The organism is Vibrio tapetis subsp. tapetis (assembly GCF_900233005.1).
Taxonomy (GTDB): Bacteria; Pseudomonadota; Gammaproteobacteria; order Enterobacterales; family Vibrionaceae; genus Vibrio; species Vibrio tapetis.
Genome location: NZ_LT960611.1, coordinates 508,201 through 526,995, shown reverse-complemented (window position 1 = coordinate 526,995; position 18,795 = coordinate 508,201). Strand labels below are relative to the sequence as shown.

Here is an 18,795-nt window from a genome sequence, read left to right as displayed (position 1 = left end):
CTCTAGGCTCTTCACTTCGCTTTTAGTACTTCGCCTTTAGTACTTAGCTTTTAGCTTTTAGCTTTTAGCTCTCCGACGATAGTCGTGCAATAATGGTTCGGTGTAACCGCTTGGTTGTGCCGCGCCTTTAAAAATCAGGGCTCTTGCTGCTTGATAGGCAAGGCTGTCTTCAATATCTGGGGTCATGTTTATGTAACCTGGTGCCCCCGCATTTTGTTCGTCTACCACTTTTGCCATACGAGCAAGAATGGTTTCTACTTGGCTGTTGCTGCACACTTTGTGCGTTAACCAGTTGGCAATGTGTTGGCTCGAAATTCGCAGTGTTGCTCGGTCTTCCATTAACCCCACATCGTTGATGTCTGGCACTTTTGAACAGCCAACGCCCATTTCAATCCAACGAACTACGTACCCTAGAATGCCTTGAATGTTGTTCTCTAATTCACGCTCTACATCTTGTTGTGATAGCTGTGTCTCTTGTGGCATTAAGGCAATTTTCAGCATTTGCTTGCGTAGTGCTGGGCGGTCGAATTCAAGTGCTTGTTGCTGCTCCGTTACGCTCATTTGGTGGTAATGCAATGCGTGCAATGTTGCAGCTGTTGGCGATGGCACCCAAGCAGTTGTTGCGCCAGACTGCGGGTGAGCGATTTTTTGTTGCATCATTTGCGACATTTCATCTGGCATTGCCCACATGCCTTTACCAATTTGTGCTCTGCCTGAGAAACCACACGCAAGGCCAATGGCGACGTTATTTTGCTCGTATGCGCTGATCCAAGGTTGGTTCTTAATCTCACCTTTTGGCAAAAATGGTCCTGCTTGCATGCTGGTGTGAATCTCATCACCAGTACGGTCTAAAAATCCGGTATTGATGAATACCACTCGAGACTTCGCTTCTCGGATGCAGGCTTTCAGGTTCAAAGAGGTACGACGCTCTTCATCCATGATGCCTATTTTTATTGTGTTTTCTTTTAGGCCTAGCATTTGTTCAACTCGGCCAAACAATTCACATGAAAACGCCACTTCTTGAGGCCCATGCATTTTGGGTTTTACAATATAGATGCTTCCTGTACGGCTATTTTGTACTCGGCATGCTTCACGATTTTTAAGCTCGATACTCGCAATTAATGCGGTTACTGCGGCATCTACAATGCCTTCTGGTGTTTCTTCACCTTCTGCATTTATCATCAAGTCACTGCACATCAAGTGGCCTACATTTCGGATTAACAGTAGCGAACGACCATGAAGGGTGTAGTCCTCTCCTCTTTTTCCTGTAAAAGTGCGGTCTTTATTCATTCTTCTTGTTAGAGTTTCGCCACCTTTACTAAACTGTGCAGATAGTGACCCCGTAACTAACCCTAACCAATTTCGGTAAGCATCTACCTTATCTTCTGCATCTACCGCTGCAATGGAGTCTTCAAAGTCCATGATGGTAGACATGGCTGATTCAATTTGAATGTCGTTGACACTCGCTAAGTCTTGGCTGCCGATTGCTCCTGCGCTATCAATGATAATTTCTACGTGCAGACCGTTGTTTCTCAAAACAATTGACGTTGGTTCGCTTTCTAAAGAATTGGCAGCCACAAATTGTCCCGGTTTTTTAAGTCCGGTCTGGCTGCCATCAGGGAAATAAGCCAACAGGTTTTTGAAATATACGGTGTAGCTTTCAACATCGTGATGAGATCCCTCACTCAGTGGAAATGCTTGGTCTAAAAAGTCTTTTGCGTACCCAATTACGCGCTTGCCACGAGCCGGGTTGTATTTTTTACCCGGTTGCAAGCCTGCTTCTTTTTGATTAATTACGTCAGTGCCATACAGTGCGTCATATAAGCTGCCCCATCGTGCATTTGCTGCATTCAAAGCAAAGCGTGCGTTTTTTACGGGCACGACCAGTTGTGGGCCAGCAATTGTTGCAATTTCGTCATCAACGTTTTCTGTTTCAATTAAGAAATCTTCACCTTCTTCTTGTAGGTAACCGATTTCTGTTAAAAATACTCGATACTGCTCTGAACTGAATGAACGGTGTTGTTTGTGGAACTCATTTATTTGAGTTTGTAAGTCACTACGCGTTTGCAACAAAGCCTGATTCGTTGGCGTAAGATCGTTTACCAGGTTAGTAAGATCTTGCCAAAACTTGTCGGCATTCATTCCCGTTAGCGGCAACACTTCTTTGTTCACAAACTGATAGAAGCCCTGATGGATTTGACATTCCTTGGTAAGTGGTAAGTTCATGGCTTCCTTCCTTCCTTTTCATCCTTGATTCGATGTTGTTCTCATCGAGTTAACTTTCTCATTCAGTGACTTAGTTCTCTATTTGGATACTAATTGCTCACTTGTTATCTTTTACGCTTTTACTTTAACTAAAAAATAACTAAAATTTCACAAAGAAAATTACACAGTGTGAATTTTACAATATGAAAACAAACAAAAGTCTATTCCGTCAGTCGCATTTTCTAGGCACAAAGATACGTAACCTACGGAAACGTAACCATTTAACTTTGGATGATCTGTCTTCAAGGTGTATAAAACTCGACGCTGAGTACGCGCCATCAGTTTCTTATCTTTCGATGATTGAACGTGGAAAACGCGTTCCGAGTGAAGAAATGTTGGAAGTGATCGCCGCCGTTTTTCAAAAAGAAGTGAAATGGTTTCTCGATGATGCCGAGGAGCAGCAAGACATGGTGCCAGAAAAAGGCACTCGCGGCGGTATTCGCGGAATGGCTCTTGAGCCAAGCTTTTTGTTTTCCAATGAAATTCTACAAATAGCCATTCCAGAAATGCTGGCACAAACCGGAACTACCGGTAGGCAATTTGCTCACCTATTAATTCGTGCTCACCAAGAGCATCATCAAAACCACTTCCCCGATCTAGAGCGTGCTGCAGAAGAAGTCGGCAAAAAGCGCATGCCATTAAGCGTTCCCGATTTAATGGAGATCTGTACTGATATTGGCTTGAACATAAAGTGGTTTAAAGAAGCACCGCAAAGCGTCACCGACGACAATGTTCGCGGTACACTGCAAAACAAAGCGGATTCGACTGAGCGACAGCGTGTGGTTCGGTCTTATTTTGAAGCGCCTAACACCTTGCACCTTAATACGATGCTCAAGAAAGACGAGATCAGGCTGAAATACGATTTAGCCGTTAACATCGGCCATATGGTATTGCACGATGGTGATGGTGAAAAAAGTATGGTGGTGGCAGACAGTAACCCAAGTTATGGCATTCGAGATGAGAAACAAGGATCGGTTGAGCTAGATTCAACCAAAATCCTACATGCATGGCGTGATTTTGAGTGTTCGTTTTTTGCAGGTGCTCTGCTCTGCCCTCGCGTGCCGTTCAGGCAATTGCTTGATCGTAACGGTTATGAGTTAAGTGTCGCTAAGCTTGCTGGCGTGTCTGAGTCGATTGTAATGCGCCGTATGACCGCGGTTTCGCCTTATCCTCATTGGCATTATTTTGATGCGTATAATCCTGGGAAGCTTAAAGCCGTGTATCGAGGAAATGGCATTCCTCTACCGTGGGGCAACATGAAAATGGTAGAAGATCCGTGCCAGCATTGGTCGGTTTTCCGCATGGTCACCAAAGACAAAGACTTCAATACCAGTGTTGCTCAAATTTCGATCCTTCATCAAAACAATGTGCCTCACATCTACTGCTGTGAGTCGGTTAAGGTTCAAGATTTGGCCGGGAACCCGCACGTTTTGTGCAGCGGTGTTGATCTAAACCCTGCGATTTCAGCGCAAGGTCACGACGCGGTCGCCATCGCGAACATTTTGAAAGACGCTTGTGTCGAAAATGGAGGCACTGCCGTTATTCCGTTAAAAGTACGTAAGCTTCTTATGACGGTAGCGCGTATTTTGAACATTAACTGGATTGAACGCGGCATAGATAACCGCGCTCGTTTGATTTGTTCTCGCGGTGCGCAGTGTCCAAGAAAACCGAAATGTTATGCCAAAAAGCGCGCCGAAAAAGCCAAAGCCATTGACGTGAAAGCGATTCAATCTGCCACAAGTGGTAATAGGACGAAAAGCGCCATCGCACTCAGCGGTGATGATGCAAAAGCGACAGGCACAAAAAAAGCAGCAACCTAGGTTACTGCTTGAATGTTTTTTTAAGGGCTAGCTAAGTTGTTTACTGAGCTGGCTTCGCATTTTGCTGTGGCTTACGGCGACGCTGTTGGCCATTACCATTTCCACTAGGCTTATTACCTGAACGTGGTTTACCTTGGCCTGCCGGCTTTGGCGATTTTTTAAAGTTGCTGCCGTTATTCTTGTGATCACTTGACGTTGCTTCACCACCTTCTTTTGAGTTACCAGAAGATTGGCTAGCATTGTGACCAAAGTGTCGCTTATTTTTGCCCGCAGGTTTATGACCGCGTCTTGCTTCACCAGAACGTTGACCATCTTGATGATCATTTCTTGAATGATCTCTCTTCGGCTTTTTCGCTTTGACTGGACGGCTATTCAAACGCGACTCTGGCAGTGTATTAACTGGCGTAAAACCTTCCAGTTCAACACGTGGGATCAGCTTTTGAATTAAGCGCTCAATACCAAACAAGTCATCGGCTTCATCAGCACACACTAAAGAATACGCTTTACCAGACTCACCAGCACGGCCGGTACGTCCAATACGGTGTACGTAGTCTTCTGCAATGTTTGGTAAATCGAAGTTAACCACTTGCGGAAGTTGTGGAATATCAAGACCACGCGCTGCAATATCGGTTGCAACAAGAACACGAACATCGCCATTCTTAAAGCCTTCTAACGCTTTAATACGTGCGCCTTGGCTCTTATTACCGTGAATTGCAGAAGATGAAATACCTTCGTCATCTAAAAATTTACTCAGTTTATTGGCACCGTGTTTTGTTCTAGAGAATACCAGCACTTGTTGCCAGTTATTGTCTTTCACTAAACGAGCCAAAGCCGGAGCTTTACGTTTTTTGTCTACTGGGTAGATAAACTGCTCAACGGTTTTTGCTGTTGCGTTACGCGGGCTAACTGAAATTTCAACCGGGTTCTTAACCAAGCCTTTAGCCAGTTCACGAATGCTGTCTGAAAACGTCGCTGAGAACAGCAAGTTTTGACGATTCTTTGGTAGCAAGTTAAGGATTTTGCGAATATCGCGAATGAAACCCATATCAAGCATACGGTCGGCTTCATCTAGAACCAACACTTCTACTTGAGAAAACTTAACCGCATTTTGCTGATGCAGATCCATCAAACGGCCCGGCGTTGCAACCAATACATCTGAACCTTGACGCAGTTTCATCATTTGTGGGTTCGCTTTTACGCCACCAAAAATAACGTTTGAACTTAGGTTTAGATATTTACCGTATTTTACAACACTGCCATTTACTTGAGCCGCTAGTTCACGAGTTGGTGTTAATACCAAAGCACGAACATGATTGCTTTTTGCTCTCTGGCCTTTTGCTAAACGCTCTAGTATCGGCAATGTAAAACCGGCAGTTTTACCCGTACCTGTTTGCGCAGCTGCCATGACATCTTGACCTGAAATTACTGCAGGGATCGCCTTTTCTTGGATCGGCGACGGCTTATCATAGCCTTGTTCTTCAATTGCTTTCAGGATAGATGGGCATAGCCCCAAAGAGGAAAAACTCATATAAAAATCTCAGTTAACTGGAAATTAGTTGAAAGTGCTCAACAAAAGTGCGCCATTTTGCGCCTTTTACCCTTGAACAGCAACACAATTGTGACCTAAGCCCAAATTAGCCAACGATTAGCGTCTTAGTGCACGCTGAATTGAACATTTTTAACGATTACCTTAAAGAAACACCAATGAACTTGAACAAACAGTTCATCTGCCATTCAGGTTACTCTGTTTAAGATAGTCCCTAATAGCTACAAATTGTTAGCTTTATTGATTTATGAGGAACTATGAAAAGAATATTACTTACTGTTGCTTCACTGTTTGTTGGTCTTATCACTTTGTTTACTGGCCTATTCATGGCTGTGTTTATTGGCATTGCAGCGTTAATTACGGGCAAACGCCTACAAAGTAAAATGCAAAAGCAGCAACCGTTCAATTCTGATTCAAATGTGATTGAGGGCGATTATGAAGATATCAGCAGAAAGTAAACGTACCCGATTCAAGCGAGCATTACGTAAACAAACGGGGTTGGCATTTTACCTGTCAGCCGCCATTACGGCAGCCTATATTAGTTACACGCCAAGTAATGATGTGGTTTCAGATCGAAATAGTGCAAACAATCAGGTTGTACAAAAACAGGGAGATGAAACCCATGTTGACTTTTCAGATCACAAAAATGCAAATTCGCTCGCAACGATTAAAACAGAATCAGCTCGAAACTCGCCAGAAACCGAGGCCCAAAGTATAAGATTCGAACTATCTAAATTTAATGATTTTAACTCAGCGAATACTTTCTCTATCTAAAATATCAACGCCAATTTTGGCGACTTAGATCACAGTGAACTTATGTAAACTGTTACGTATTTAACTTTCACTGTGATCAGTACATTTTTCATCGCAAATTAACTTCATTATTCCCACACAAAACACGCTAGGTATTGCACCATTTTTCAAACAACTGGGTTTATCTTACTCAATATTGGTCATGTTTCAGTCACATTAATTTTACTAGCAGAATAAGCCTTTCAAACCTACAATCCCGCCACATAAAAATAACAAAAGAAAAACATTACTTACTGAGTAATGATCCCTCAATCGGCCGTAATGTACCCAACAAAAACGGCCCAAAAACGTGAAAGGTCCAAACAGCGATGAGTCCTGAAAGCTATCTTCTCGATTGGCAAACAAGCCAAACCAATTCCGAAGCAATCTCCCCTATTCTTGGTCAGTTATACCGCCACAAAGGCGTTGAAGTTACTATCTTTGGCCGTATGATGATCAATGCCTCTACGATTGATATCATCAAAGCACACCGCTTGGCACGCCGTTATGTTGGCCAAGACATCACAACAGACCAAACGCTTCCTATTATTCAACATTTAAACGAAATGTCGCTTTCCCCATGCCGCATTGACGTAGGACAATTGGCTTTTGATTATTGGCAAGATCACGATGATCTTCATAATCTTAATGACTACCTTCATACCGCACTAGACACGCCTCTTAACCAAGCACCAATGACGGAACCTAAAGATGTGGTTTTATACGGTTTTGGCCGTATTGGTCGACTACTGACTCGACTACTGGTCGAAAAAAGTGGCCAAGGCTATCCGTTACGCCTTCGTTCAATTGTGGTTCGTGGAGGCAAAAAAGGCGACTTAGCAAAACGTGCAAGCCTTCTACGCCGAGACTCTGTTCACGGCAATTTTAATGGCAGTATTACCGTTGATGAAGAACGCAAAGCACTCATTGTTAATGGTAATTACATTCAGTTTATTTACGCAAATAGCCCAGCTGAAGTCGACTATAGCGTACATGGCATTAAAGATGCGTTAGTCGTTGATAACACGGGTGTGTGGCGCGATAGCGAAGGGTTGAATAACCACTTAGCGTGTCATGGCGCAGGTAAAGTCTTACTGACGGCTCCGGGCAAAGGAGACATTAAGAACATCGTCTTCGGCGTGAATGAGTCTGTGATTAAACCGGAAGATACGATCATTTCCGCGGCAAGCTGCACCACCAATGCCATCACACCTGTACTTAAAGCAGTACATGACAAATACGGTGTGCTTTCTGGCCACATTGAAACGGTGCACTCATACACCAATGATCAGAATTTGATTGATAATTTCCATAGCGGCGAGCGCCGTGGTCGATCGGCTTCTTTGAATATGGTTCTAACCTCGACGGGTGCAGCAAGCGCCGTTGCCAAAGCCATGCCTGAACTGGCGGGCAAACTTACCGGTAATTCAATTCGCGTCCCTACGCCAAATGTATCGATGGCGGTAGCGAATTTGAATTTGGACAGCACGGTAGATAAAGATGAACTGAATGAGTATTTGCGTTCAATGGCACTCAATTCCGAGCTTTCTGGTCAAATAGATTATACCGACTCTACCGAAGTGGTTTCTACCGACATCGTTGGTTCAAGACACCCAAGCGTGGTGGATGGTGCAGCAACGATTGCTCAAGATAATCGTTGCGTCTTGTACATCTGGTATGACAATGAATTTGGTTACAGCTGTCAGGTTGTTCACTGTATGGAACAAATGATGGGGGTACGTTTTGAAACCTACCCACAGAAAACCCAATAATACTTGAACGCTAAATAACCTAACATTAAGCGTTTTCACCGTATTGTTATACTAGACCTCTGCCGGTTTTCACTTTGTTGGAAATCGGCATTGCTAGAAACCAGTAAGTACCCAATACATCGCCCTACCGACACGGCTACCCAAACAACAAATACGAGCGCTTGTCCGAATCCAGTTTTTCTACTTTGGTTTGATAAACATCAGAAAGTAAATCCGGAGTCAGCACTTGTTCGCTGCTGCCATACCCCCTCACAACCCCTTTATCAAGCAGGAGTACTTTGTCTGCGTGGCGTAATGTTCGATTGAGATCATGATTGGCCATCACCACACTCAAACCAAGCTGTGCGACCTGCTGTACCAACTCGTACATCATACTTTCTTGCCCTACATCTAACGGTGCAGCAGGCTCATCTAAAATCAATAGCTGACCATAAGGGTTCAAGGTTGGCCATATCTGAATGCACAAAGCCGCAAGGCGCACTCGTTGCCATTCCCCCCCTGAAAGCTCATTCACAGAGCGCTCCAGCTTGTCTTCCACTTTTAGCCTAACGCAAATTTCAGATACCGCTTCGGCGACGGCTTTTTGATCCGCCATTGCGGGCACCGACAAAGACAAAAAATGATGAACGTTCAAAGCAAAAGCCGGCCTTGCTTGCTGAGAAAGATACGCCCGTTTTGTTGATAGCGCATCGAGGCTCAACTTGGCAACATCTTCACCTTGAAGGTGGATTGTTCCATCACACTCTAACAAACCCGACATCGCGGCTAACAAGGTGCTTTTACCACTGCCATTTGGGCCGATGATATGCAAGATTTCGCCTTTTTCAACCTTAAAGGAAAGCGGCAATAGACGAGTGCCTACGGATAAATCATTAACGCAAATCATGGTTTTTTAATAGCATCCATATAAAGATTGGCGCACCAATCGTCGTGGTAACGACCCCTAGCGGCAATTCAGCTGAGGTAAGCGCAATTCTGGCAATGATATCTGCAAAGACCAACAATGCAGCCCCGGCAATAACGGACATCGGCAACAAATACCGATTCTCGCAGCCAAATGCTAAACGTAACAAGTGGGGAACCACCAAACCAACAAAACTAATGATCCCGCCTAACGCAACCGACATGCCCACCAGCAATGAAACCGCAAAAATTAACTGCCAACGAAGTTTTGCTACATCGACACCCAATTGTTTAGCATGCACTTCCCCGATCATCAGTTTATCGAGTTTGGTTCCTTGCCTACACAACCAGATAACAATGGGGATCATGACCAACGTTAAACTATGCTGGGGCCAACTGGTTCCGCCTATACTTCCCATTAACCAATACATGAGAATTCGTAAACTCATGTCGTCACTAAAATAAAAAGCCCAAGTGACGCCAGCACTAGATAGTATGCCTAATGCAACACCAACTAATAAAAGACGCGGGGTGCTCAAGCGCATGGTTTGTGCAACAGTCACAATGAGAAAGGTAAAAACTAAAGACCCAATAACCGCCGACAACATGTACAACTCGGGACTAGGAGCAAAAGGCAGAAAAAAGAGTACCGCGACCATAGCAAGGCTCGCGCCACCAGAAATACCCAAGACGCCCGGCTCTGCTAGCGAGTTACCGAGTAACACCTGAAGGCTAGCGCCAGAAACCGCCAGTGCCGATCCAATCGCGATCGCCGCAAGTAATCGAGGCAATCTTAATTCCATGAATAGCATTTGGTGAAGAGGCTCAGTGACGTTCATTGGAGTAATGAACACTTCACCTATCGCCAGATAAGCGAGGCTTAGTAAAACCAATAAAACAGCAGCGATTATAAAGCTGCGTCGCCAGTGATTTTGTTTTTGGATCAGTAAACGATTAAAGTCCATAGAAGCATGTTCAAGCAAAGGGGCTGATACCTTACCGATTTAGTAAAGAATTGAAAACCCCTAACACATCAAATGTATACCAGTTGTTCGTTTTCGAACTTACCTTCCGCTTCAACGACCATTAATGCCGCGCGCTGGCCGACAGCAACATTGGCATTGGGAAAGACAACGGCTTCACCGTCTGCATCTGCATAAAGCAGAGTTTCTCCGTCGAACCCTAACAACTCCCCTAGAGAGAACGCAGTAAAGTTAGCTACTTTGTCATCAAAAGTGAAACTGAAATCTTCGTGAGTACGGTTAATAGTGCGATTAACGCGGTACAGCTTAATGGACGTTATTGTGTCTTCACCACTCGATGTCGACGTCGATTCACTTCCACAAATCAAATCGATTAAGCCTTTCCTAAACCCTTCTATAAGCGACAGATCATTGCAGCCTAACTTGGCCACCTGCCCAAGCTCCATCGTCAATGCCTGGGCGGCAAAAACATGGCCAGAGTACCAACTAAATGTGCTACTCGCCGAATTGGAAAGCAACACGGCTTCAATGTCTGAGCCTGCTAGGAAATCGAACAGTGCTTCGCTTCTTACTTTATGTTCGGTATGAGGACTGACCGCAAACGTATAATGCTGAGAAGTTCGTATTGCACAGTGTAAATCAAGGTGCCAACGAAGGTGTGTAGCGGTATCTTGATAGAAATCCGTTACATACTTTTTGAGCGACTTGGCGATCACCGACTCCGTTGTTTCAGGTTTGATCTCTTCTGAAGATTCATTCGCTGTGGACGGGCCATCGAAAAATAGGCGATTAAGGTTTTCATCAATAAAGCGCGTTTCAGCATTAGTAGACGCTGGGTGAGCAATGATGAATAGGCATCGGTGCAAAGGTTGAAGCGTACCGCCAATAATGTCTTCCACCATTTGGGCGGCAAGCTCTATTGGCGCGGTTTCATTGCCATGAATGCCGGTAGAAATAATAATGTGCTTTGTATCTAAGCCGATACTGGCAGGGACAAACTCAACAACACCACGCGCTAGAAGGTTAAGTTTTGCGCCATTGGCCAATGAATGGGCGCCTTTCGCTGCATTCAATTCGAGGTTCAACGTGTCTTTTAGAAATGATTCTTGAAATATCGCGGTTTGCATAGTCACTCCAATCAGCAAACAAATGGGCACACGCCACATGTTAACTCATTGTAAACACAAAGTGTAAGGTAAGTAACGAGAACTATAACCAGATCACCAAGCTACTTTTATGCCATTCATTAACCAGTCGAAACGCTAAGGTACTAAGTACTAAGTGCTACTTCATTTTAAGAGGCAAGCCCGCCGCCACAAAAGTAACGTTGTTTGCGACTCTGGCTATTTTTTGATTCATCCACCCCGCGTGATCGACAAATTTTCGAGTGAGGTTTCCCATTGGAATAACGCCCAACCCCACCTCGTTAGAGACGAGGAAAATGTCACCTTTACACCCAGCAATGGCATTCACTAGCTCATCAACACGGCGTTCAATATCTTGGCTTCTTGCATCATCTCCTAACTCAAACAACACGTTGTTCAGCCATAATGTTAAGCAATCAACTAAAATGACATCTTGGTGAGCAAAGCAAGAGAGTAAATTTGGCACCTTGGTCGGGCACTCATGGAGCTGCCAACGCTTATCTCTTTGTTGTTGATGCAACTCGATGCGACTTTCCATTTCGGTATCAAATGAAATAGCGGTTGCAATATAATGAAGCTGCTTCTCATGTTGTGTCGCAACGTCTAAGGACTGCTTTTCTGAGTAACTCGACTTGCCGCTACGAGCGCCACCCAAGATTAAATGAATCATTATATTGCTCTCTGATATGGATTTGATTGTTTATCAACACTGGTTACCGCATTTTTTTAATGGCCGTGCTCTTCACCAAGCTTATTCACGATCGCGGAGAAGCTACACCGTAACGCCTGCACTTTCAAAACTGGCCATTTCATTGTAAAACTCAGCGGCGGCTTTAACTAAAGGAAAAGCCAGTGCAGCGCCAGTGCCCTCACCTAACCTTAGCTCTAGGTCAATAAGAGGGGTCGCCTGCAACGCATTTAATGCGCGAACGTGCCCAGCTTCTTTTGAATGATGGGCAAAGATCATGGTTTCTCTCGACGATGCGTCGAGTGACGTTGCGACTAAAGCAGCAACAGATACGATAAACCCGTCAACCAAGACAGGAACATTCTTCTTACGCGCAGCGATGAATGCGCCAACCATTTGCACAATTTCATAACCGCCCAGTTCAGCAAGAGCTTGCTCTGTATTGGCTCTGTCATGCAGGCTTAGAAACCGTTCAACACCTTGTTCAATCAGCTGTGTTTTTTTAATCAATTGCTCATCAGTAATGCCCGTTCCGACGCCCACACATTCAGCAACTGGGTGTTGTGTTACAGCCGACAATAAAGCCGTCGCACTTGACGTATTCGCGATGCCCATTTCACCAAACATAAGGAAGTTACTGCCCTGGTTAACGCAGTGTTCCACAATATTTGCGCCGTATTTCAAGCCTTGCTTAACGTCATCAATAGTCATGGCTGCTTGCTTTGCTATGTTAGCGGTACCAGAACCCAGTCGCTGCTCATGATAACTATCGCTTAACGGAAATGATTCTGGCGTGGCTAACGGAGCCAATATGCCTGCATCGACCACATGCAATTCAATGTCACTAACACGACAGAAACAGTTTATTGCTGCGCCTCCCGCTAAAAAATTCATCACCATTTGCTGAGTCACTTCACTAGGTGCAATACTCACACCCTCTGCAGCAATGCCGTGATCACCTGCAAATACCAGCATGGTTGGCTTATTTAAAGTAATACTCGTTGTCGCACTTTCTTTACCTTGGCTTTGAATCAGAGCCAATTGAAAAGCCACCTTCTCTAATTGGCCAAGCGAGCCTACGGGTTTAGTTTTGGTGTCGATGATGTGCTGAATGGTTTCGTTGAATTGAGTATCTAGCTGCGGGTACATATTTGCTTCCTTACAAAATTTAGCCATAGTTTACCTTTAACTTTAATGACAAACCATGAAATTTGTTGATTTGTCATAGACCTAGTGGGCTTTGGCTCATACTCCCACAGAAAAACATTCCTAATGTTGATTATCGTCATTCTCACATTGAACATTTCATTCTCATTTTGCCTAATTATCCTTGGCACAACGCGATTATCACGACTCAAACACGGATAGAGCACAGTTTATTGTGGCATTAAATATGCTAGATCTCCTTACTGAAGGCATCAGAACCATCAAAGGAGAAATCTATGTTATTAACCCCTAAACCTAAAAAACCAATGAGTTCAACATCTCGAAATAAAGCACCGCAATCAAAAGGTAAGCCCAAAGAAAAAGACCAATTGCCCCTTTCAATAACATGAGCATTTAAACCGAGTTAACAGTTAAGCGCCACTTGAAATGAGAGTTAGATCAAAAACTGGGTTTCTAACCACCAAATAGCCGAATTAATAAAGCAATCAGACGGAAAAACAGCAAAATTATACTAAGCTAATGGAAAAATACTACGTTTAAGTAGAACAACTATTAGTTCAACATCAAAAGGAGTGGCTATGCAAAGCCTATTTCGCCGTTTTCCGCTATACGTTACTGTAACGGCTATTGCGGGAGTACCCATTGTGCTTGCTATTATACTTGCGCTCACTTTTGTCTCTCATTTCAACACCAAAGCCAACCAGACCCTACAAGATAGCGATGTTGTCACGCTTATCGTGCTATACGATAATTTGGCTCACAACCTAGCCGTTGAGCGCGGTTTAACTGCCGGGGTATTAGGTAGCAAAGGCAAGGGGCCGCAAGTAGCCAAACTGGCAGAGCAGCGAAAGAAAGTAGATACGCACGCCTCAAATTTATTAGGCAGTCAATCTCTCCACATTGCGCCTAAGTTAACTCAAGACTTGATCCAAAACGTGAGACAACAGTTAGGCGATTTGAATGAAGTCCGTCGCCAAGTCGACACATTAAAACCAACACTCTCCCCTTTTTCGTACTACTCAAACATCAATCAGCTTGCCATAGACAACGCAGCTTTGTTGCTATCTCAAATAAGCACACCGGAAGTCAGTCGACTGGGAGAGTCTCTAATTGCCGTTATGACCATGAAAGAACGTGCGGGCCAAGTTCGTGGCGCACTGAATGGGGTTTTCGCTCGAAAATCTGCAACGGCGGGTTTATACAGCAATATTCAAAACTACCTTGAATCTGGTCACTACGCCCAACGAAACGCAACCCTAACGATGCCTAGCGAGTTCATTAATGAATTGAATAAAGCCGAAGCTAACTCGGCGTGGCAGCAAGTTGAAGATGTTCAGCGCGATTTCTTAGCACAAAAGAACACCCTTGATCGTGTAGAAGGGCCACAAGCTTCGAGCTGGTTTGCTGCCGCTACCAGCCGAATCAAATTGATTAACGGAGTTCGTAACCTCATCCAGCAAAAAATGATTACTTTGTCTGTTAGTGAGCAAAACGAAGCCACATACAATAAATACCTGACGTTAACTACCACGCTTATTTTGTCACTAGCTCTAATATTTTCTCTCTTTATATGTGTTCGAATGCTGCGTTCCACCGTTGGCAGCGCCACGAAAACTCTGGCCATCATGTCCCAAAATCGTGATTTAAGTCAGTCTTTAGATGAATCGGGTAAAGATGAGATTTCTCAGATATCCACGAGCGTGAACCAACTCACCACAAACATACGCGTGTTGTTAGGCGGTGTGACAGACACTAACGCGAATAGCCTTGAGAAGTTGGAATCGATTGTATCTGGTTCCCAACATTTGGTTCGCAGTAGCCAAGAAACATCCGGTAAATGCGCTAACATCGCAGCCGCCATGACTCAACTGACCCAATCAAGCACAGATATTGCGGGCTCAGCTAATAGTGCCTCGCTTGAAACTGAAAAAATGAATCAGCAAGTTGAGCAGTGCTTAACACAAAGTGAAACCTCTTTCGACAATGTTCAGAGCCTGTCTAATCAAATCGACGAAACGCAGCAATGCATGGAAGAGTTAGAAAAAGACGCCCAAAGCGTTAGCAGCATCGTCTCGACCATTGGCAGTATTTCAGAGCAGACCAACTTGCTAGCCTTGAACGCTGCAATCGAATCAGCACGAGCAGGTGAACACGGGCGCGGATTTGCCGTTGTGTCTTCTGAAGTTCGTGATTTGGCTCAAAGAAGTAAAGAGGCCACCGAGGACATCAGCGCCTTACTGGACAAAATTTCGACCAACACCGCACGTGCCGTTGAAAACATGCGTAAGAGTAATGATGCAAGCCAGCATACCTTCACTTCGGTTAATTCGGTAAAAGACAGCGTTTCGCAGCTTGAACATGTTATCGAAGCCGTGGGTGAACATATTAATAGCATCGCAAACGCCACTACCGAACAATCAAAAGCCAGTGAAGCGGTTGACCAAGATATCGATAACCTTAATGAAATTTCGGATAGAACGGGCAGCCTAGCATCTGAGATGACGAACACGGTTATCAGCTATCAGCAAGAAGTCGATAAAGTGCAGAGCCAATTAGGAGAGTTCAAACTGCATACTTAACCGCATAACGTAATAAGGCTGTGCACTCGTGAGCATTTTGCTGGTAATTTATCCTATATAATCTCAAGACTATCTTCCTTTGTGGTCACGAGATGCATAACATTAACCAAAATATTTCCGTCATGATTGCTGGCGCCAGTGGCCTTATTGGGCACAGTGCGCTGGTTCAATTGCTGTCGGATAACAACGTCACCTCTATTCACGCGCTCGTTCGCCGCTCACTCAACATGACTGATACAAAATTAGTCGAACATCAGAACAGTACTTTGTCCCTCACTCAGTGGGATGATAATACTGAACCACCAGAATTAGGGCTTATCTGCCTTGGCACGACTCTCAAAGATGCGGGCAGCAAACAAGCACTGAGCCATATAGATTATGATCTCGTTTGCCAAGTAGCCCATGCCATGAAACTTGTTGGAACAAAAAGGTTGGCGGTTGTTTCGAGTGTCGGTGCACATCCTCATTCACCCTCTCACTATTTACGCTGCAAAGGGAAAATGGAACAAGCACTAAGAGGCTTAGGGTTTGAACGCCTTGTGATTGTAAGGCCAGGGCCACTGTCTGGAGAAAGAACCAAACCTCGCAGGGGTGAAATCATCAGTGAAAAACTGCTTTCGCTTGCTCGCCCGTTATTAATCGGCCCATTTACCAACTTTCGCCCTATCTCTGGAGACGACGTTGCAACAGCAATGCTGTATAGCCTACTTCAAACCGACAGCGACTTTGGCGGAACAACCCAAGTACTCGACAGTAAAAAAATGTGGGCATTATTAAACAAATACCGATAATAAGTACGAATAACATACGAACCTGGTGATAATACAATCAATTGTATAACCAAAGATTATATCTAATCACGATCGCGACTTTGTGATCTAAACCACTACCAGTAATCTACCGCCATAGAATTTCATTCTTTATATGACTTACCGAGTAGGTATTTATAAAATCTACCACCAAATTTAAGGATTACGTTTATGTCAGTGGCTGTTATTGCGAATCTCGCTGTTTTTGCTGCCCTTCTTTTCTTTCTCAGTTTGCAGCAGAAAAAAGGCTCAACTCTTTCACGCCAAGTACTTTTTGGTTTAGTTCTCGGTAGTGCTTTTGGCCTCGGATTACAACTTATCTACGGTGAAGGCCATAACGCCATTGCCGCTAGCCTAGAATGGGTGAATGTTGTCGGCCGTGGCTATGTTGGCTTGCTTAAAATGATCATCATGCCATTGGTTTTGGTTTCTATGATTGCCGCCGTGGTTAAACTGGAAAATTCTGGTTCACTCGGGAAGATCAGCGGATTAACCATCTCTGTTTTGCTCGTCACCACGATGATTTCTGCCGTGGTTGGTATTGCGGTCACTCAAGTATTTGGTCTAACAGCAGAAGGATTAACCGAAGGCGCTCGTGAAACGGCTCGCATCGCTACGCTGGAAAACCGCATTGGTAGTGTCGCCGACTTAACGATCCCACAAATGCTAGTGAGCTTCATTCCAACCAATCCGTTTGCTGATTTAACCGGCTCACGCTCTACGTCGATTATTGCTGTTGTGATTTTCGGTATCTTGACGGGTATTGCAGCTCGTAAGGTGATGATTGAAAAGCAAGAGCTTGAAGCGCCAATTCGTACCTTTGTTGAAGCTGCGCAATCTATTGTAATGCGCCTAGTGAAGATGATCATGGCCCTCACGCCATATGGCATCGCAGCTCTTATGGCTAAAGTTGTAGCGACGTCTAGCGCGTCTGACATTCTTAACCTACTTGGCTTCATCGTAGCTTCTTACGTAGCAATCATTCTGATGTTCGTTGTTCACGGTATTTTGGTTTCGTTCGTTGGCGTAAACCCAAAAGAGTATTTCCAAAAAATCTGGCCTGTGCTGACTTTTGCATTCACGTCTCGAAGTTCAGCAGCAACGATTCCACTGAACGTAGAAGCTCAAATTACCAAGCTTAACGTACCACCAGCAATTGCTAACTTGTCGGCTTCATTTGGTGCGACGATCGGCCAAAACGGTTGTGCCGGTATCTACCCTGCTATGCTGGCTGTAATGGTCGCTCCAACCGTCGGTATCGACCCAATGGACATCAACTTTATTCTGTCTTTGATTGCCATCATTACAATCAGCTCATTCGGTATTGCCGGAGTGGGTGGCGGCGCAACCTTTGCAGCGCTTATTGTCCTACCAGCAATGGGCTTACCAGTAACAATCGCCGCACTTCTGATTTCGATTGAACCATTGATTGATATGGCCCGAACTGCGCTTAATGTATCCGGTGCGATGACAGCAGGTACGATTACGAGCCGTCTGTTAAAGAACAAAGATAAAACGCCAGAGCAAGAAGCTCAACAAGCGTAATACCTTAGCAATAGACAAAACAAAACCGGCACTTCAAATGAAATGCCGGTTTTTATTTGCTCGGTCAACTCAATAGGCAATATCACGAATTGAGTTTAAATATTCGTTTCTACCACATGAGATCATCTGGTACGACGAAATCTGCGTATGGGTCATCTTCTGCTGGAATCTCTTCAGCCGTGCTGTTTTCGATAACCGTCTCTTCGTCTCGCATCAGAATTTTCTTTGCCACAACGCCTGGGATAACCGCATAGCCGCCGTCATAGCGTGCAATAGCAAGAATGCCCTTGACTAATTGAGTATGAATTAAGCTCTCTACGTACATCGACTTAACCAATGTACCATCGGTAAAGTTGTACTTAATATCGCCTTCTTTTAGTTCAAGCTTATTCATTTGCACAAGTTGCTTCACTTGAGCTTTGAACTCTCTCGCCAGCTGTTCATCTTTACGTTGTTGATTCAGCGCTTTGTCTTTCTCAAGCTGCGCCGCTTTATTCGCTTCTACTGCCTCGACGGCTTCTCGCTTTTGGACTCGAGACTTCTTAGCACCTTTCTTTGCTTTTTTCAGCTTCTTCTCGTTGACTAAACCAGCTTTAAGCATTTGTTCTTGTAGCGTTAACTTTGCCATCATCTTTCCAAGTTAGAACCTTCTTCCCTAATTGTCGCATGACTCAAACACTGAATACAACTAAGGAAACGATGCGCAAACATTCATTCGGAACCATTATTTACCCTATAGCTCACAAAACCAAGATGACTAATTCCGTTTATAAGGTTGATA

General features: G+C 44.4%; 15 protein-coding genes. 7 read left to right on the top strand and 8 right to left on the bottom strand.

Annotated features, from left to right (window positions below; translation table 11 throughout):
• Positions 1-57 precede the first annotated feature (57 nt).
• Positions 58-2,226 carry a malate synthase G gene (locus VTAP4600_RS02455; RefSeq protein WP_102521336.1) on the bottom strand — a complete coding sequence of 723 codons (2,169 nt, stop codon included), beginning with the start codon at positions 2,224-2,226 and terminating at the stop codon, positions 58-60.
• A 182-nt stretch (positions 2,227-2,408) separates the two neighbouring features.
• On the opposite strand from VTAP4600_RS02455, the gene VTAP4600_RS02450 reads away from it, so the two are divergent.
• Complete coding sequence (locus VTAP4600_RS02450; RefSeq protein WP_145958548.1) at positions 2,409-4,085, top strand: DUF3612 domain-containing protein; 1,677 nt, start codon at positions 2,409-2,411, stop codon at positions 4,083-4,085.
• A gap of 40 nt (positions 4,086-4,125) precedes the next feature.
• Here the strand turns inward: VTAP4600_RS02450 and VTAP4600_RS02445 are convergent, their stop codons facing one another.
• A complete protein-coding gene (locus VTAP4600_RS02445; RefSeq protein ID WP_102521335.1) occupies positions 4,126-5,613 on the bottom strand; it encodes a DEAD/DEAH box helicase in 1,488 nt (495 codons plus the stop codon).
• A gap of 275 nt (positions 5,614-5,888) precedes the next feature.
• Between VTAP4600_RS02445 and VTAP4600_RS02440 the strand changes: the two genes are divergently transcribed.
• From VTAP4600_RS02440 to VTAP4600_RS02430, 3 genes are all read left to right on the top strand, one after another.
• Entirely contained in the window at positions 5,889-6,089 is a 201-nt protein-coding gene (locus VTAP4600_RS02440; protein ID WP_102521334.1) for a hypothetical protein, read from the top strand.
• Positions 6,067-6,405 carry a hypothetical protein gene (locus VTAP4600_RS02435; RefSeq protein WP_102521333.1) on the top strand — a complete coding sequence of 113 codons (339 nt, stop codon included), beginning with the start codon at positions 6,067-6,069 and terminating at the stop codon, positions 6,403-6,405. Before VTAP4600_RS02440 ends, VTAP4600_RS02435 begins: the two co-directional genes overlap by 23 nt.
• A gap of 347 nt (positions 6,406-6,752) precedes the next feature.
• Positions 6,753-8,195 (top strand): glyceraldehyde-3-phosphate dehydrogenase, encoded by a 1,443-nt coding sequence (locus VTAP4600_RS02430; RefSeq protein ID WP_102521332.1) that lies wholly within the window; start codon positions 6,753-6,755, stop codon positions 8,193-8,195.
• Positions 8,196-8,331: 136 nt separating this feature from the next.
• Here the strand turns inward: VTAP4600_RS02430 and btuD are convergent, their stop codons facing one another.
• The 5 genes from btuD to cobT form a co-directional block, all read right to left on the bottom strand.
• Positions 8,332-9,081 carry a vitamin B12 ABC transporter ATP-binding protein BtuD gene (gene btuD, locus VTAP4600_RS02425; protein ID WP_102521331.1) on the bottom strand — a complete coding sequence of 250 codons (750 nt, stop codon included), beginning with the start codon at positions 9,079-9,081 and terminating at the stop codon, positions 8,332-8,334.
• Entirely contained in the window at positions 9,068-10,063 is a 996-nt protein-coding gene (btuC, locus tag VTAP4600_RS02420; protein WP_102521330.1) for a vitamin B12 ABC transporter permease BtuC, read from the bottom strand. The genes btuD and btuC overlap by 14 nt, the downstream gene beginning before the upstream one ends.
• Before the next feature lie 68 nt (positions 10,064-10,131).
• On the bottom strand, positions 10,132-11,208 hold the full coding sequence (locus VTAP4600_RS02415) for a succinylglutamate desuccinylase (protein ID WP_102523872.1): 1,077 nt from the start codon (positions 11,206-11,208) through the stop codon (positions 10,132-10,134).
• 157 nt (positions 11,209-11,365) lie between these two features.
• A complete protein-coding gene (gene cobU, locus VTAP4600_RS02410) occupies positions 11,366-11,899 on the bottom strand; it encodes a bifunctional adenosylcobinamide kinase/adenosylcobinamide-phosphate guanylyltransferase (protein ID WP_102521329.1) in 534 nt (177 codons plus the stop codon).
• A 99-nt stretch (positions 11,900-11,998) separates the two neighbouring features.
• A complete protein-coding gene (cobT, locus tag VTAP4600_RS02405; protein ID WP_102521328.1) occupies positions 11,999-13,063 on the bottom strand; it encodes a nicotinate-nucleotide--dimethylbenzimidazole phosphoribosyltransferase in 1,065 nt (354 codons plus the stop codon).
• A 596-nt stretch (positions 13,064-13,659) separates the two neighbouring features.
• Between cobT and VTAP4600_RS02400 the strand changes: the two genes are divergently transcribed.
• From VTAP4600_RS02400 to VTAP4600_RS02390, 3 genes are all read left to right on the top strand, one after another.
• The gene (locus VTAP4600_RS02400; RefSeq protein ID WP_102521327.1) at positions 13,660-15,660 is read left to right on the top strand and encodes a methyl-accepting chemotaxis protein; all 2,001 of its coding nucleotides are present in this window, start codon (positions 13,660-13,662) and stop codon (positions 15,658-15,660) included.
• A 92-nt stretch (positions 15,661-15,752) separates the two neighbouring features.
• On the top strand, positions 15,753-16,451 hold the full coding sequence (locus VTAP4600_RS02395) for an NAD(P)H-binding protein (RefSeq protein ID WP_102521326.1): 699 nt from the start codon (positions 15,753-15,755) through the stop codon (positions 16,449-16,451).
• A gap of 189 nt (positions 16,452-16,640) precedes the next feature.
• A complete protein-coding gene (locus VTAP4600_RS02390; protein WP_102521325.1) occupies positions 16,641-18,014 on the top strand; it encodes an L-cystine transporter in 1,374 nt (457 codons plus the stop codon).
• Positions 18,015-18,123: 109 nt separating this feature from the next.
• Here VTAP4600_RS02390 and VTAP4600_RS02385 read toward each other — a convergent pair whose 3' ends face one another.
• Positions 18,124-18,642: a DUF2058 domain-containing protein gene (locus VTAP4600_RS02385; protein ID WP_102521324.1), complete on the bottom strand. Its 519-nt coding sequence runs from the start codon at positions 18,640-18,642 to the stop codon at positions 18,124-18,126.
• Positions 18,643-18,795 lie beyond the last annotated feature (153 nt).

Bases quoted from the DNA above. Each gene is read 5' to 3' on its own strand.
- VTAP4600_RS02415 (WP_102523872.1), bottom strand. From the start codon at position 11,208: ATGCAAACCGCGATATTTCAAGAATCATTTCTAAAAGACACGTTGAAC.
- VTAP4600_RS02450 (WP_145958548.1), top strand. From the start codon at position 2,409: ATGAAAACAAACAAAAGTCTATTCCGTCAGTCGCATTTTCTAGGCACA.
- VTAP4600_RS02440 (WP_102521334.1), top strand. From the start codon at position 5,889: ATGAAAAGAATATTACTTACTGTTGCTTCACTGTTTGTTGGTCTTATC.
- VTAP4600_RS02430 (WP_102521332.1), top strand. From the start codon at position 6,753: ATGAGTCCTGAAAGCTATCTTCTCGATTGGCAAACAAGCCAAACCAAT.
- VTAP4600_RS02455 (WP_102521336.1), bottom strand. From the start codon at position 2,226: ATGAACTTACCACTTACCAAGGAATGTCAAATCCATCAGGGCTTCTAT.
- btuC (WP_102521330.1), bottom strand. From the start codon at position 10,063: ATGGACTTTAATCGTTTACTGATCCAAAAACAAAATCACTGGCGACGC.
- VTAP4600_RS02435 (WP_102521333.1), top strand. From the start codon at position 6,067: ATGAAGATATCAGCAGAAAGTAAACGTACCCGATTCAAGCGAGCATTA.
- cobT (WP_102521328.1), bottom strand. From the start codon at position 13,063: ATGTACCCGCAGCTAGATACTCAATTCAACGAAACCATTCAGCACATC.
- btuD (WP_102521331.1), bottom strand. From the start codon at position 9,081: ATGATTTGCGTTAATGATTTATCCGTAGGCACTCGTCTATTGCCGCTT.
- VTAP4600_RS02390 (WP_102521325.1), top strand. From the start codon at position 16,641: ATGTCAGTGGCTGTTATTGCGAATCTCGCTGTTTTTGCTGCCCTTCTT.
- VTAP4600_RS02385 (WP_102521324.1), bottom strand. From the start codon at position 18,642: ATGGCAAAGTTAACGCTACAAGAACAAATGCTTAAAGCTGGTTTAGTC.
- VTAP4600_RS02395 (WP_102521326.1), top strand. From the start codon at position 15,753: ATGCATAACATTAACCAAAATATTTCCGTCATGATTGCTGGCGCCAGT.
- VTAP4600_RS02445 (WP_102521335.1), bottom strand. From the start codon at position 5,613: ATGAGTTTTTCCTCTTTGGGGCTATGCCCATCTATCCTGAAAGCAATT.
- VTAP4600_RS02400 (WP_102521327.1), top strand. From the start codon at position 13,660: ATGCAAAGCCTATTTCGCCGTTTTCCGCTATACGTTACTGTAACGGCT.